The following is a 13,381-nucleotide window of genomic DNA, read 5'->3' on the forward strand; positions in this document are numbered from 1 at the left end:
CGCACGCGGCGCGGTACCTCGACCATGCCCCATGGTGGCACCAAAGCCGCCGCAACGCGAGCCGTGCACGTAAGAACCTGTGAGACACAGGTTCTTACAACTTCTCCAGCGCCACCGCGGTCTGCCAGGGCACGCCCGGCGGCAGCGCCGCCGCCTCGGCCAGCCGGGCCTGCAGGCGCAGCGCGGCCGGGTCGCCGGGGCAACGCTGCAGCAACTGGTCGAGGTGGGCCGCAGCCGCTGTCGCATCGCCGGCCTGGAAGGCGTCCAGGGCCGCCGCGGACAGCATGCAGGCCTCGCTGTCGGCACAGAGAGTGAAGACACGCACCGGCTCGGCCCGGCCCTTGACGATGACCTCGTCGAGCACACGCACCGGCAGGACGGCCGGCAACTGCCGCGCCGTCGTTTCCGACAGCAGGATGCCCGTGCCGAAGGCCTTGTTCGCGCCCTCCAGCCGCGCCGCGAGGTTCACCGCATCGCCGATCACCGTGTACGAAAAGCGCTGCTGCGAGCCCACGTTGCCCACCACCACCCGCCCCGTGTGCAGGCCGATGCGCATCTGCAGCGGCGGCAGGCCGCGCGCGCGCAGATCGGCCACCAGCGCTTCCATGGCCTGCTGCATGTCCAGGGCCGCATGCACCGCATGCTCGGCGTGCTGCGCATCATCGAGCGGCGCGCCCCAGAAGGCCATCACCGCATCGCCGATGAACTTGTCCACCGTGCCGCCGCTGGCATGGATGATGGGCGTCATGGCGTCGAAGTAGCCCGTGAGCAATTCCACCGTCTGCTCCGCACTGAGCTGCTCCGACAGGGTGGTGAAGTTGGCCAGGTCGGTGAACATGATGGTCACCTCGCGCACCTCGCCGCCCAGGCGCATCAGTTCGGGCTCGGCCACCAGGCGCGCCACCACCTCGGGCGGCACATACTGGGCGAACATGGCCCGGGTCTGCTGCGCCCGTTGGCGCACCGTCGCGTAGATCACCAGGGCGGTGGCACCCGTCAGCCCCAGGGCCGCGGCCATCGGCATCAGCGGCGGCCACCACAGCCGTGCATGGGCGAACAGCAGCCACGAGGCGAGCGCCATCGCCAGCACCAGCGCCGCCATCAGCACGATCGCCCAGCCCGTGTGCAGGCGCCGGCCGGCCAGGATCACCAGCGGCACCATGAGAAGGAGCAGCACGGGAGTCCAGTGCCCTGGCGCGCTGCGCAGGCCGTCGCCCGCGAGCAGGTTGTCCACCTGCGTGGCCTGCAGTTCCACGCCGGGAAAGAGGCGGTCCCCTGCGGCAGTGCCGAAGGGCGAATTGAACATGTCGGCACGCCGGCTCTCCAGGTCCGAGGCGCTCAGCGCAGAGCGCCCCACCAGCACGATCTTGCCCTTGAAGAAGCCGGGCGGCAGCAGGCCCGGCTCCAGCGCCTGGTAGTACGAGCGCGTGTCGAAGCTGCCGCGCGGGCCCCGGTAGGCCAGCCACTCGGCGGGCTGCAGCCCTTCTGAGCGCGCGCCGGCCACGCGCCGCGCCAGGAGCATGGCCAGGCTGTCCCCGTCGCCGAAGGCACGGCGCACCACGAAATCGTCGTCGGGCTGCACCAGCGAACTGCCGGCCTGCCCGCCTGCGGCCAGCAGGCGCTGCAGCGGCGGCACATCGGTCCACAGCGTGGCGTTGCCGCTGTCGATCTTTTCGCGCGCCGAGGCCAGCATGACCGGCGCGGCCATGGCCACCGCGCGTTCCAGCGCCGCATCGTCCTCCTCGCTGCTCGGGTCGGCGAACACCACGTCCATCCCGATCGCCACTGCACCATCGGCATGCACGCGCTCGATCAGGCGCGCATGCAGGCTGCGCGGAAAAGGCCAGTGCTGCTGCAGCTCCTGGAAGGTCGGCTCGTCGATCGCGAGGATCACGGCCGGGAAAGCAGCGCGCTGTGGCGCAGCCCATGCCGTGAGCACGTCGAAGGTCTTGAACTCCAGTGCATGCCAGGGCCGCGTGAACGTGGCAGCCCAGACCAGCAGCAGCACCAGCGCGCTGGCCGCCAGCGCCAGCGCCGTTTCGCGCAAGACGCCCCTAGAAGCGGTAGCGCGCATCGATCACGTACCGGACGGTCTGGCGTGGCGTCCGGTCTCCGAAGAGGTTCAGCACCCCGGCGCCCACCACCCAGTGCTTGTCCTGTGTCTCCCAGTAGCCCACGAGGTCCAGGTTCCAGCCCGGCGGGCGGCGCGTGAGGTTCTGCTTGTCCTCGAAGCGCTCGGACCGGTAGACCGCCCGGGCACTCAGGTACAGGCGCTGCGCGCTGGCCCAGGTGGCCCCGATCACGGCCGTGTGGCGCGGGATGTAGGGGATGCGCAGGTCGCGCACCATGCTGTTGCTGGTGCTGTCCAGGTACTGGCTGCTGCTGTGCTGGTACAGGTACTTGGCATAGCCCGACCACTGGCGGCTGAACATGCGGTTGACGCCGGCCCCCAGGGCCTGCAGCGTGCCTTCCTCGAAGCCCGGCGTGCCTTCGAGGACGTCGGTGGTCGAGAGGTTGATGAGCTGCGCATTGCGCATCTCCTCCAGGAAAGGCATGCTCGGTGTGCGCAGGTCCACCCCGATCACGCCGGGGTTGCGCACGCGCAGGTGGTCGGCGCGCAGGCTCAGGAAGGTGCGCCCATCGATCTCCATGCCCAGTTGGGCCACCGTTCGGCGATGGCGCCCGCCGGCCTCCACCATGCGGTCCTCGACGGGAATGCCGGCCGTCTCCACGCTGGTGAGGGTGGACGCGCTCAGCGGGCGCAGCCAGTCCTGGTAGGCCATGCGCAGCGTGGTACCTTCCGCCGGGGTGAGCACCACACCCACGCGCGGTGTCGCCACCCTTTCCGTGTCGCTGCGCCGGGCCTGGCCCGATTCGCTGACGTCCCGGATCAGCAGGCCCACCGCATTGCCGCCGCGCACCCGATGGCGGATCTGCTGCAGCCCCAGGGCGCCGTCGAGCAACAGGTCGGGCGTGAACTGCTGGCTGCCCGCCAGGGTCAGGCCGGTATAGCGCCGGTCGATCTCATTGACGCCGGCAAACACCAGGATGTCCGGCCGGGCGCCGCTGTCCTGGCGGACCAGGGGGCCGTAGCCGATCACCTCGCTGGACTGCTTTTCGGCCACATGCTCGAGGGCCACGCTCCAGCGCTGCCCGGGTTGCGGGTCCACGCTGTGGCGCAGCTGCAGATCGGTGAGGGCTTTCTCGGGAGAGGCCTTCAGCCCGCCCAGGGCCGCCAGCGGCGGAAAGAGGAACAGGGTGGGAAAGTTGTCGGCGCGGTTGCGCTCCCTGCTGCGCCCGAGCTTGAGCCAGGTTTGCTCCACCGGGCTCCAGCGGTACGACAGCCCGGCCACGCCCAGGCGCGCCCGGTTGTCCGCCGTGGTCTGCCGCACCTCGGAGCCATCGCCCCACAGGTCCAGCCGGTTGCGGCCCTGAAGCGCCACGTCGTACTGGTTGGCGTAGGCGAACAGGTTCAGGCGTTCGCTGGGCTGCAGCCCCAGGCCGACGGTGAGCACGTCGGCACCGATGTCCGCCGTTCCCGAGGGATCGTGGAATGCCGGCACATTGAACACCCCGACGTCGATCGGTGAACGCCTGGCGCGCGCGCTCTGCGCCTTGAGGAACCAGGACACCGGCAAGTGGCTGTTGTCCATGCCGTTGAGCGTGAGCGAGGGCGCGCTCATGCGGTAGAAGTCGCGGTCCAGCAGCAGGCCCAGCGCGCCATGGCTGCCCGGGCGCTGCAGCAGCGAGGAATGCAACTGGCTGGCACCGAAGGCCATGGGGTCGGTCAGAAAGCCCTGGAACAGGGCCGAGTTCTTGGCGAATTCGCCGCGGTAGCGGTCGGCCAGGAACAGGTGGCTGCCGCCCCAGTAGGGCGAAAAGCTCTGTTGCGCCAGCTCCAGCGCCCAGTCCTCCATGCCGAAGAAGGCCAGCGAGGCGCCGAGGTTGGCGCTGCCCTTCTGGTCGTTGGCGACCTGGTTGAGCGACTTGAGGTAGGGCATGCGCTGCACGGCCGCGCGGGCGGACTCGACGGCATCGCCGGGCTGGAACAGGTCGGTCTGGATCTGCGCCAGCAGCAGGTAGGGCAAGGGATCCTTGTCGTCGAGGGCACTGGCCTGGCGCAGCGTGGCCAGCGCATCGGGCGTGCGCCCGAGCTGGTAGTAGGCCACCGCCGTCCAGACCTTGGCGCGCGCATAGCGCGGCTCCATCACGCCGGCACGCAGGAAGTCATCGAGCGCGGCCTGCGTCTGGCCGCGCTTGAGGTGCATCAGCCCCTGGCCGGTCAGCGCGACATAGTCGGCCGGGTTGTCGCGCAGCGCGGTCCCGAACGCCAGGCCCGCCTCGGTGAACTGGTTGACGAAGGTCGCCAGCGTGCCCCGTTCACCCTGCGCCCCCGGCGCCTGCGCATCCAGTGCCAGCGCCTGGCCCAGCGCCTTGCGCGCGGGGTCGGTCTCCTCGCGTTCCACATGCGCGCTGCCCAACCCTTGCCAGGTCCGTGCGTCGCCTGGCATGTGTACCGTGGCCTCGGTGTAGGCCGCAATGGCCGCCGGCCCATCGCCCTGGCGCCGGGCCAGTTCGGCGCGCACCAGCGCCAGGCTGGCATCGCCCGTGCCGGCGCCCGCCAGCGTGGCCTGGGCTTCGTCCACCCGGTCGGTGAGCAGTTGCACGCGCGCCAGTTGGGCCACCAGGGCGGGATGCGCGGGCCAGTGCCGAGCCAGCGCCGTGCGCAGGGTGCTCACGGCGGCGGGTCCATCGCCGTCAAGCAGTTGCAGGTCCGATTGCATGAGCCAGGCGACGAGCACAGGCGCCTGGCCCGCACCATCGACCTGGCGCGCCAGCTGGCTGCGCGCAGCCTGCAGGTCGCCCGCCTGCAGTGCCACGGCGGATTCCATCGCGGCGGCCCAGCCTGCCGGCACCTGGCTGCGGACCTGCGCCAGCGCCCCGGAGGCTGCGGCGGCATCGCGCCGGGCCAATGCCTTGCGCACCGGCTCCAGCGCGGCGGGAATGCCCCCATCGGTCGCACCCTGCGCAGCCAGCGAGGGCAACGCGTCGGCGCGCAGCGCATTCACCCACTGGATGCGGTCACGCGGCTGGCCCAGCACCATCTTCACCGGTGCCTGGCCCACATCGGCGTAGGCGGCCTCGTTGGCCGCCACCGACACCTGCCCCTGTGCATTGCCGAACTCCACCGTGCCCGAGAGCACGGTGATCAGCGTGCGCCCATCGCCAGCGACCTCGATGTCCCAGTCCGTGCCGCGGATCGCGGCCGTGGCGGCGGGCGTCTCCAGCGTGAGGCGGCTGCCGTCGGCGCGGCGCGTCTGCGTCCAGGCCCGGCCGGCGCTGAGCATCAGCGTGGTCATCGGCTGCGCGGTCGTGGCCACGGCCTTGACCTGCAGCACGGTGTTCTGGTGCAGGCGCAACTGGGTGTCGTCGGCAAACAGCAGGGCCATGCGCGCCGCTTCGCGCGTGCGCACGAAGTCACCGGCCGCCAGCGCCTGGGCCTGGCGCGCCGGCTTCCAGTCCGGCGTGGCCGCGGCGCGCTGCTCGCCCAGGCCCTGCAGGCCCACGATCTCGGCCGCGGCGCCCGGGGGCACGGCGGCATGGCTGGGTGGCCAGGCCAGGGCCAGGAGCGCGGCCAACGCGGAAAGGTGCATCGTGGGATGGCGCATGGGTGCCTTGTTGTTTGGGGTGGACGAGCAGCGCAGGCCGCAGGTCACACCCGGTTACCAAATTATCGGAAACGGGGCTGGTCGCAGCGCAAGGCGCGCAGCCGGCAAATCGCCATTTCATGAAGAAAGCCACATTTCATAGCACCGCGTGGCGCAGGCAGGGGCGTGCACGGCCCTTTCCTACAGACGGCGCCGGGAGCGGGTGCTACAACGTAAATACCTATTGCCTTGCATGTGCAGCGCCTGGTGCACATGCTTACGGAGCCCCATCCATGCCCGCAGCCCCCCGCCTCAAGATCGGCCTGTCCGCCTGTTTCCAGCACGCCGATCCCGCCCGTGCCCTGTTCACCGGCAAGACCCTGCAGTACGTCGAGCAGTCCATCGCGCACTGGCTCATGTCCGCCGGTGCCATGGTGGTGATGGTGCCCTGCCCCACGGGTGAAACCGCGCGCGGCGACGTCACGCTGGCCCACTATGCCGACTGGCTCGATGGCGTGGTGATGCACGGGGGCGCGGACGTCTGGCCGGGCAACTACGGCGAGGAGCCCCTGCGCGAGGAATGGGTAGGCGACCGCGTGCGCGACCTGTACGACCTGGCCGTGGTCAAGGCCTTCGCCGAGGTGCGCAAGCCCATCTTCGGCGTCTGCCGGGGCCTGCAGCTGATCAACGTGGCCTTCGGCGGTGCTCTCTACCAGGACATCGAGTTCCAGCACCCCGGCGCCCAGCAGCACCGCAACGCCACCACCTACGACCAGCATTTTCATGACATCGAGATCGTGGCCGGCTCGCGCCTTGCCCAGTTGTACCCCAACACCCCCCGTGCACGGGTCAACAGCATCCACCACCAGGGCATCAAGCGGGTGGCGCCGGACTTCGAGGTGGAGGCTCTGAGCGAGCCAGATGGCGTGCCTGAAGCCATTCGTCTCAAGCCTGCCCCAGGGCGCGGCTACATCGCCGCCACGCAATGGCACCCCGAGTTCCACAAGGTGGGCTCCGACACGCTGGACGACACCGCCATCCTCGAGGATTTTCTCGCCGCATGCGCCAAGGCCAAGGCGCTGGCCCCATTGGAGCACCATGCTTCGCCCTTGCGTGACCGCGCCACCCGCCTGTTGCGGCGGGCGTTGCGCAAGGACAGGCAGAAGGCCGGGGAGTAACGCCGGGAGGCTGTGCCTTGCCCGCGTAGTGGGGTAGTACCGGTGGCCGGACGGCAACACCGTCCAATCAATCGCCACGCAAAAGTAGCGAAAGCGCCTAGTTTTCCTCACTGGGAGAGGCTAACAAAACGCTAACCTGTTCGGCCACAACCCAACATCCTGGATACTGGGTGCTTGCTGAGCCGCCATCCAGCGAGAAACGAGCCCGCACCATGAGTATCCTGAATCGCCTTCTGGGCGGCATGCGCAAGACGACGGAACGTCCAGACGCCCCCCCTGCACATGCCGCAGCCCCCCTGGAGCGGCGCAAGCACAGGCGCGTCAATGCGCGCAAAGGCACGAAGGTGCTGATCATCGACGACTCGCCGACCGTTGTCGCCGTCCTGCGCAAGACGCTGGTCTCGGCAGGCTATGAAACCCGCGAGGCGCTGGATGCCGAGCAGGGCCTGGCCCTGATCGCCGAGGAACCACCCGACCTGGTCTTTCTGGACATCATCCTCCCGGGTATGAACGGGTTCAATGCGCTGCGCACCATTCGCAGGCTGCCCGCCTCGCAGCACATCCCGGTGATCATGATCAGCGGCAACGAGCACGCCACCGAGCAGTTCTATGCCAATCGGATCGGCGCTGACGATTTCATGAAGAAGCCATTCTCGCGCCATGAGATTTTCGCCCGCATCGAAGCCTTGCTCGACGGGCAGCTCATTCCCCGGCGCAGCGGTGCCGCTCCGGGCGGCACCGCCACAGACGTGCCACCCGGCCCTTTCTGATCCCGCGGCGGACCTGAGCGGCCCCGCTTTACGCTGGCCATTCTGGCGGCCGCCGCAGCCGACCCATAACCCCAGGCGGATCAACGCCCTCACATCACGTTCGTCGCCCTGCGAGTAACAGCAGCGCCAGCGCGTCCAAAGCGCCCGCGCCCACCACGGGTAAAAAAAAGCTGGACGTTTGCCCAACAACGGTGCAAGGTGGCCTCGTAGTTGTGTGGCAAAGGAGGCCTTCCAGCAGGGCCCCCTCTGCCTTTCTTCCGGCTTTGAGAGGAGGACAGCATGCGAGCAACCGTGCGAAAGCGACAGACGCCACACCCGGTGGAGGACCTGCACCCAACCCCTGCCAACGGGTCAGCACCCCATCGAAAGCGCTACGCAGCGGCACTGGTCCTGGCGGCCGGCATGCTGGCATGGCCGACGGTGGCCGGCACGCTCACCGGTACCCTGCAATCGCAGATCCAGCTCACGGCGGGTTGCGTGATTGCGGGGAGCTCGGGCAACGCTGCCGGTGTGAACTTCGGTCTGCTGGATTTCGGCACCAAACCCAGCACCTTCACGGGCATCGTCAACGCCACGGCCTCCGGCGGAGAAGGCGTCTCGGGCCCCACGCAGATCGTGTGCTCGCCCGACGTGCTGGGCATCAGCATCCAGGTGGGTCCGGGCTCGTATGCCGGCCAGGGAAACACCATCGGCGCCGGCAGCCGCGCCATGCGCAACGGCAGCACGGCAGCCTACATTCCGTATGACGTGTTCCGCGACGCGGGGCACAGCCAGGCCTACCCGACGGGAGCGGCGGTCACAGGCATCACGGTGCCGGCCAACGGCGTGGCCTTTGCGCTGCCCATCTATGGCCAGATCAACAAGTCAGACCCCTCGGCGCTGCCAGCGGGCATGTACACGGATACGCTGCAGATCACGCTGACCTACTGATCTCCGGGCGCCGGACCACCGGCCGCAACTACCAGGAGACAGAGACAGCAGGGAAGGGGTGTGCGAAGAGCGCGGGAGCGTTCACACCACAGGCCGTGGCGGGCGGCCGAGGGAGCATCATCAATGGTTCAAGAAATGCATGCACGTGCAGGTAGGTACTTGCGCGCCGCAGGCCGGGCCGGCCCGCAGGCGGCCGTCGCGCTGTCGTTGCTGTGCGCGTCACTGGCGGCGATGGCCGCGACGGTGCCCACCAGCCCCTCCTTTGCGGTGAATGCCACCATCGTCAATGGCTGCATCGTGTTCGGCAATTCGTCGCAGGTGGCGGGCGTGCCCTTCGGTTCCGTCAACTTCGGCACGCATTCCGCGGTCAGCACCGGCTCGGTGACTGCGATGGCCAGCAACGACATGGGCATGCAGGCCAAGCTGGTATGCACCGCCGGCACGGCGGCGCAGGTCAGCGTGAACGGCGGCCTGAACCTGCAGGGCGCACAGCGCCGACTGTCCAACGGGGCCGGCCAGTTCATTCCCTATACGCTGTCGCTGGTGGCCGGCACGGTGACCGCCCTCACGCCCAACGTGGCGGTCGGCATCACCATGGGCACGACGCCGACGGCCCTGCCCATCCGGGGCAGCCTGGTCCTGCCCGGTGCCGCCGCCATGGCCGGGACCTACGTGGACACGGTGCAGGTGACCGTGACATGGTGAAAGCACACCACTTTCCGACTTTCCCCTCTGCAGCTGCCTGGCTGCTTCGCACTGCATGCCGCATGGTGGTCACGCTCGCGGCCTGCGCCAGTTGGGCACAGGCCGCGACCCCGTTGATGATCTGGCCGGTCGATCCGGTGATCACCGAGGAACAGCAGGCCGTGGCCGTCTGGCTGGAGAACCGCGGCACCGCTTCCGTCTCCCTGCAGGTCCGGGTGCTGGACTGGAGCCAGACCGATGGCGAGGAGTTTTTCTCCGCGCAAAAGGACGTGGTGGCCAGCCCGCCCATCAGCGTGGTGCCGGCTGGCAAGCGGCAGATGGTGCGCCTGATCGCCGCCCGGCGCCCGCCCATGGGCCTGGAGGAAGCCTACCGGGTGGTGATCGACGAGCTGCCCGCCCCCGACGATTCGGCGCAAAAGCCCACCGGCGCCGAGACCGGCATGGGCATCCGCCTGAACGTGCGCTATGCCATCCCGCTGTTCGTCTATGGTGAGGGGGCGCAGCCGTTTCGGCCGACCAAGCCCCTGCTCGCTGGTGGCAAGGGCAAGCCCTTGCCACCGTCCCTCACCTGGCACGCCACCAGGCAGGGCAACCGGCACCAGCTCGTGGTGCGCAACCAGGGGGCGGGCCACGCCCGCCTGACCTCCGTGCAATGGAATACCGGTAGCCGGGGCACCATCGCGATCAACGAAGGCCTCATGGGTTATGTGCTGCCAGGCAGCCAGATGCGGTGGGAGCTGGAGGCGCCACCGCCGGCCAACCCGGAGCTCAAGGCCACGATCAACGGGGTTGACACCCTGCTCCCCCGTGCGCCGCGATGAACGCCCTGGCTTCTGGAACCGCGCAGGCCATGCACTGGTGCTCCTTGCCTTCCTGCCCGCACAGCTGTCTGCAGGCTCCCTGCCGCCACCGCCTTCGGCGTCCGATGCGGCCTCGGAGCCCACGGTGCTGTACCTCGACATCGAGGTCAACGGCCAGGCGTCGGGGGCACTGGTGGAAGTGCTGCAGCGCGGCCCCCATTTCGAAATCGAGGCGCAGACCCTGCGGCAGATGCATGTGCAAAACGGCCAGCCCGCAGGCGCACGGGTCGCGGTCGATGCGCTCCCCGGCGTCACGGCCGACTACGACGCCCTGGGCCAGCGGCTGCGCCTGTCGGTGCCCGCGCAGTGGCTGCCCATGCAGCGCCTGGCCGACGAGACGCCCGAAGAGACGCCCACCAGTGCTGCGGGCAGCGGCATGCTGCTCAACTACGACCTGTACGCCAGCCACTCGCGCGTGCAATCGATCACCTCGCTGTGGTCCGAGCAGCGCTACTTCAGTCCCCGCGGCGTGATCTCCAACACCGGCATCCTGCGCCTGCAGTCCACCGGTGGTAACCGGGGCTACATACGCCATGACACGCGCTGGACCAGCGCCGATACGGCCAATGCCACGGAAACAACTTACGGAGACCTGGTGAGCGACTCGCTGCCCTGGACCACGTCCGTGCGCATGGCGGGCGTGCAATGGGCGCGCAACTTCGGCGTGCGCCCCGACCTCATCACCTACCCGCTGCCCGAGTTTGCGGGCCAGGCGGCCCTGCCCTCGGCCGTGGATCTGTTCGTCAATGGCTTCAAGGCCGCCAGCCACCGTGTGGCGTCAGGCCCGTTCACGCTGGGCGAGCTTCCCGTCGTCAGCGGTGCCGGCACGGCATCCATGGTGACCACGGATGCCTTGGGCAGGCAGGTCTATACCACCATTCCGTTCTATGTGAACCGGGAGCTGCTGCGCCCCGGCTGGACCGACTATTCGGTTTCGCTCGGCGCCTTGCGGCGGGCCTACGGGCTGCGCAGCTTCGCGTACGGCCGGCCCATCGCCACAGGCGTGTACCGGCAAGGCCTTTCGGACCGCTTCACCATCGAGGCCCAGGCCCAACTGGGCAAGGGGCTGGGCGTGGCGGGCGTCGGTGGCATGGCCGGCCTGGGCATGCTGGGCATTGCCAACGCATCGCTCACGCGCGGCACCACGGCGCGCTCCGGCAGCGGCTGGCAGTACACCGCAGGATGGCAGTACAACACGCCGCGCGCCGGCTTCTCATTCCAGCAGACCGGGCGTGACGCGCGCTTCGGCGATGCCAGCACCTATGCCGACGACGGCTACCAGCTGTCGCGGCGATCGCGCCAGCTGAGCGTGAGCTGGAACCTGGGCACGGGCTCGGTCACGGGCGGCTGGCTGGACATGCGCAATGCCAGGAACGAGCGCAGCCGCCTGGCTTTCGCAAGCTACAACATGCCGGTCGCGACCAACGCCTTCCTGTCGGTCACTGCGGGGCGCACCGTGGAAACCGGGGAAAACCAGTTGCGGCTGCAGCTCACCTACTTCCTCGGCGACCGCTCGACGGCCCAGCTGTCCGCATCGAAGAACCGCGAGTCCACCCAGACCTACGCCAGCTACCAGCGCACCATGCCCACCGAAGGCGGCTATGGCTGGAACGTGGCGCAGACGCTGTCGGGCGGCCCGCAACGCTACAGCCAGGCCGCGCTGCAGTACCGCAACAGCACGCTGAGCGTGGAGGGGGGCGTGAGCGCCAGCCCCGGCCAGACGCTGCAGTGGGGCACGCTGTCGGGCTCGCTGGGCAGCATCGACGGCCATCTGTTCGCGGCCAACCGTGTGTACGATGGCTTCGCGCTCGTGTCCACCCAGGGCATGCCCGGCGTGCCCATCCTGTATGAGAACCAGCTGGCCGGGCACACCAACGCCCAGGGCTACCTGCTGGTACCCAGTGTGCCCGCCTACTACCCGGGGCGCTATGCGGTGGACCCGCTCACCCTGCCGGCCGACGTGGACATCCCGGCCCTGGAGCGGCGCATGTCCGTCTCGCGCAATGCCGGCATGCTGGTGGAGCTGCCGGTGCTCAAGCTTCGCACCGCCACCATCACGCTGGTCGATGGCCAGGGCACGCCCGTGAAGGCCGGCAGCGCCGTGCTGCACGCGCCCGGGAACATGCAGACCGTGGTGGGCTGGGACGGAGTGGTCTACCTCACCGTGCTGCGGCCGCAGAACTCCCTTCAGGTGCGCACGCCCGAGGGCGCGACATGCCAGGCCGATTTTTCCGAAACAGCGTATGCATCGGCCCGCGACCTGATCGTCCGGTGTCTGCCTGCCGCGCCCCGCCCCCAGGAAGGAGCCGAGCGATGACGACCCGTTTTCTTCATCCCTTCCTGCGGCGCTGGAGCCGCCTGTGGACCTGCCTGGTGCTGGCCTGCTGCCCGATGCAGGTGCTTGCCATTTGCGCCACCACCGAGACCAGCGGCGCACTGGGTACCCACCCCTCGCAACGGGTGCGCAGCGGCTCGCCCATCACCACCAGCGCGGATTTCAAGCTCGGCTGCGGAGTGGTGGTGCTGGCGCTGTTCGCGACCCCCACACTCAAGGCGAAGATCACCTCCGCCACTTCGGGCCTGACCCTGAAGAACACCCTGAACAGCACCATCACCGTTCCCTACGAGATCAGCCCGGTGGGCGGCGGCACCTTCAATTCGGGGCTGCTGATCATCGACCTCAACGGCATCAACGCGGTCTCGCTGCTGAGCAACAACAGCGCCACCATCGGCATCAAGATCAGTACGCTCGCCGGCGCCAACGTGCCGGCAGGTACCTACACCGACAACATCACCGTGAACTGGACCTATGCCAACATCTGCGAAGGCATTGCCGTGGGCACCGCCTGCGTGGGCGACGTGCGCAACGGCAACGTGGACCGCACCCTGACCGTGACGCTGGTGGTCATCAACGACTGCACCATCACGGCGCCGGACATCCAGTTCGGATCGGCGCCCCTGCCCAGCGGCTTCACCCCCGTCGCGCAAAGCATCTCGCTGCTGTGCACCAAGGGCATGACCTACTCGGTGGGGCTGAGCCCGGGCAACAACCTCAACGGCGTCCGACGGCAAATGGCCAGCGGCACCAGCCGGCTGCAATACAACATCTTCAAGCCCGACGCCAGTGTGTGGGGAAGCGTCGGCACAGCGCGCGCCGCGGGCCTGGGCGTGGCCGATGGCCAGACCCTGCAGGTGATGCCCTACACCGCGAGCATCTACGCAGACCAGCCGAACGTGCCCGTGGGCACCTACACCGACAGCGTGAAGGTGGACGTAGAGTTCTAGTTCTG

Annotated in this window: 9 protein-coding genes; 7 read left to right on the forward strand and 2 right to left on the reverse strand. The window is 68.9% G+C overall.

What is annotated here, in order from left to right; translation table 11 throughout:
• Positions 1 to 94 precede the first annotated feature (94 nt).
• Together AC07PF_RS04880 and AC07PF_RS04885 are read right to left on the reverse strand one after the other, a co-directional pair.
• Positions 95 to 2,047, reverse strand: coding sequence for a CHASE2 domain-containing protein (locus tag AC07PF_RS04880; protein WP_494611051.1), 1,953 nt, complete (start codon positions 2,045 to 2,047; stop codon positions 95 to 97).
• A 7-nt stretch (positions 2,048 to 2,054) separates the two neighbouring features.
• A complete protein-coding gene (locus AC07PF_RS04885; protein ID WP_494611052.1) occupies positions 2,055 to 5,669 on the reverse strand; it encodes a TonB-dependent receptor domain-containing protein in 3,615 nt (1,204 codons plus the stop codon).
• Positions 5,670 to 5,941: 272 nt separating this feature from the next.
• Here AC07PF_RS04885 and AC07PF_RS04890 point away from each other — a divergent pair, with 272 nt between their 5' ends.
• The 7 genes from AC07PF_RS04890 to AC07PF_RS04920 all read left to right on the forward strand — a co-directional run bounded on the left by AC07PF_RS04890 (position 5,942) and on the right by AC07PF_RS04920 (position 13,376).
• Positions 5,942 to 6,826: a gamma-glutamyl-gamma-aminobutyrate hydrolase family protein gene (locus AC07PF_RS04890; RefSeq protein WP_494611053.1), complete on the forward strand. Its 885-nt coding sequence runs from the start codon at positions 5,942 to 5,944 to the stop codon at positions 6,824 to 6,826.
• Positions 6,827 to 7,038: 212 nt separating this feature from the next.
• On the forward strand, positions 7,039 to 7,596 hold the full coding sequence (locus tag AC07PF_RS04895) for a response regulator (protein WP_494611054.1): 558 nt from the start codon (positions 7,039 to 7,041) through the stop codon (positions 7,594 to 7,596).
• Between the two features lie 402 nt (positions 7,597 to 7,998).
• On the forward strand, positions 7,999 to 8,526 hold the full coding sequence (locus tag AC07PF_RS04900) for a Csu type fimbrial protein (protein ID WP_193353608.1): 528 nt from the start codon (positions 7,999 to 8,001) through the stop codon (positions 8,524 to 8,526).
• A 135-nt stretch (positions 8,527 to 8,661) separates the two neighbouring features.
• On the forward strand, positions 8,662 to 9,231 hold the full coding sequence (locus tag AC07PF_RS04905) for a spore coat protein U domain-containing protein (RefSeq protein ID WP_494611055.1): 570 nt from the start codon (positions 8,662 to 8,664) through the stop codon (positions 9,229 to 9,231).
• Positions 9,232 to 9,293: 62 nt separating this feature from the next.
• Positions 9,294 to 10,052, forward strand: a complete 759-nt coding sequence (locus AC07PF_RS04910; protein ID WP_494611056.1) for a fimbrial biogenesis chaperone — start codon at positions 9,294 to 9,296, stop codon at positions 10,050 to 10,052.
• Positions 10,039 to 12,408, forward strand: coding sequence for a fimbria/pilus outer membrane usher protein (locus tag AC07PF_RS04915; protein WP_494611057.1), 2,370 nt, complete (start codon positions 10,039 to 10,041; stop codon positions 12,406 to 12,408). Before AC07PF_RS04910 ends, AC07PF_RS04915 begins: the two co-directional genes overlap by 14 nt.
• The gene (locus tag AC07PF_RS04920; RefSeq protein ID WP_494611058.1) at positions 12,405 to 13,376 is read left to right on the forward strand and encodes a Csu type fimbrial protein; all 972 of its coding nucleotides are present in this window, start codon (positions 12,405 to 12,407) and stop codon (positions 13,374 to 13,376) included. Before AC07PF_RS04915 ends, AC07PF_RS04920 begins: the two co-directional genes overlap by 4 nt.
• Positions 13,377 to 13,381 lie beyond the last annotated feature (5 nt).

The organism is Acidovorax sp. GW821-FHT10A04 (genome assembly GCF_059415825.1).